This window comes from Stieleria sp. (assembly GCF_041595215.1).
GTDB lineage: Bacteria > Planctomycetota > Planctomycetia > Pirellulales > Pirellulaceae > Stieleria > Stieleria magnilauensis.
Map to the genome: position 1 here is coordinate 1 of NZ_JBFHKV010001337.1, position 2,000 is coordinate 2,000.

2 protein-coding genes are annotated in these 2,000 nt (G+C 59.2%); one reads left to right on the top strand and one right to left on the bottom strand.

Going from position 1 to position 2,000, the window contains the following annotated elements:
- Window positions 1–190: 190 nt before the first annotated feature.
- Window positions 191–1,363 (bottom strand): M20 family metallopeptidase, encoded by a 1,173-nt coding sequence (locus ABX749_RS31075; RefSeq protein WP_372899452.1) that lies wholly within the window; start codon window positions 1,361–1,363, stop codon window positions 191–193.
- A gap of 138 nt (window positions 1,364–1,501) precedes the next feature.
- Between ABX749_RS31075 and ABX749_RS31080 the strand changes: the two genes are divergently transcribed.
- The coding region (locus tag ABX749_RS31080; RefSeq protein ID WP_372899453.1) for an amidohydrolase at window positions 1,502–2,000 on the top strand (499 nt) is incomplete at its 3' end.

A 2,000-nucleotide genomic window follows, 5' to 3' on the forward strand; every position in this document is an offset into this window, starting at 1 on the left:
CTCTCCCCCGATTCCTGACTCGCTTAGGCTCGTCAGGAATCGGGGGAGAGGGGAGCCATGGTGTTTCATTTTCGCTTCTCGATTGAGCGGTATTGGGCGCGAGCCCTCCGGTTCCGCGTCTTTGCCAAAACGCTATCGTCCACGGCGTAAGGCGGGGACTTGGCACAAGTCGCCCCGTCGTGCCAGGACGTCACAGCTGCTTGGCAACTTGATACAGGATCTCGGCGCCCTGATTGAGCTGTTCGATTTCGATCCATTCGTCTTTGGTGTGGGCCTGATCGATCGAGCCGGGGCCGAAGACGACGGTGGGCAGGCCCGCGGCGGCGAATTTGGGGGCCTGGGTCGTGAACGCGACGCCGATTGTTCGGGACGACCCCGCAACCTGTCCGGTCAGTCGGACCAGGGTCTCGGCGAGCGTTCCGTTTTCTCCGTCCCGAAGCGGTTCGCAGCTCGTGTCCGGCGGCAACATCTCGAACTCGATTCCGCATCGGTTTTTCAATGCCTGTCGGGTTTGATGCAAAATCGTTTCAAACGATTCTCCCGGGACGACGCGGCGGTCGATTTCGATGATGCAGCGTTCTGGAACAATGTTGACGCTTTCGCCGCCACGGATCGTTCCCACACTGAGCGTAGGGCGACCGCACAATGGATGGTCGGGGCCGGCGGTTTGGAGTTCATCGGCGAGTTGTTCCAATCCACTGATGAGGCGTGCCATCGAGTAGATCGCACTTTGCCCGAGCGAGGGTCGGCTGCTATGGGCTGCGACGCCTGTCGTTTGGATTCTCCATCTCAAAACACCCTTGTGCGCGACCACGACATTCAACTCCGTCGGCTCCGCGACGATCGCCAGATCGGGCGTGGGCGTTAAGAAGCTGTCACCGGAGTCAAATCGTTTCACCAAATCGATCGCCCCTTTCTGTCCGAGTTCTTCATCGCAGGTCATCGAAACGACCAGGCTGGCGTGGGATCGAGTTTGTTCGCGATTGAGACGTGCCACGGTCGACAGGATCGCCGCCATCGGGCCTTTCACATCGCAGGCTCCGCGGCCCCAGATGCGGCCGTCCCGCTCGATACCCTGGTAGGGATCGATCGTCATGCCGGCAACCGGAACGGTGTCTTGGTGTGCGTCCAGCAAGATCGTGGGCCGATCGGGATGGCCCGCCAATTTGGCGATCACATTTCCACGGCCCGGTTCGATTTGGTCGTAGCGATGAGGTATGTTGTGGCTTGCAAAAAATCGGCAAAGCCAATCGCTGACGCCTTGTTCGCACCATTCCGGTCCCCGATGGTCATGTCCCATCGGGTTTTGACTCGGAATCCGAATCAGCTGGTTCAAGATCGCTAGCGGTGTATCGTCGTCCATCCAGGGAGCCTCGCAGGAAACATCATGAGTCAATTCGATTTAGCCGACACTGGGCAACGGGACCGCGCGACACCGTGTCCATCGATAGGGCGGCGTCATTGGATCGCGGGTGTCGCGGCAGCGGCCGGCACGATGGCAATGCAACGCCAGTCCGTTGCGGCGGAATCGTCGGATGATAAAGGGTACATCGACGCGCACGTGCACGTGTGGACGCCGGACACAAAAACGTATCCGCTGGACGATCGCTATGACGTTTCGGCGATGCAGCCGCCGAGTTTTACTCCCAAACAGCTGATGCAACTTGCCGAGCCGCTGGGGGTCAGTCGGATCGTCTTGATTCAAATGAGCTTCTATGGGTTTGACAATTCGTACATATTGGATGCGATCGCAAACCATCCCGGCCGGTTTTCGGGCGTGGCGGTGATCGATCCCGAGGATCATCCGGTCGAAACCATGAAGTCGCTGAAGTCCAAAGGGGTGCGCGGGTTCCGCATCGTGTCGGGAAAAAAGGATCCCGGCCGTTGGCTGACCGGCGAAGGGATGAAACAGATGTGGGCCTGTGCGGCGGACGAATCCATGGCGATCTGTCCGTTGATCAATCCGGAGTATTTGCCGTCGGTCGACAAGATGTGTCGGC

What these genes read in the sequence shown, in the direction of transcription:
- ABX749_RS31075 (WP_372899452.1), bottom strand. Translation starts at nt 1,363, where the DNA reads ATGGACGACGATACACCGCTAGCGATCTTGAACCAGCTGATTCGGATT.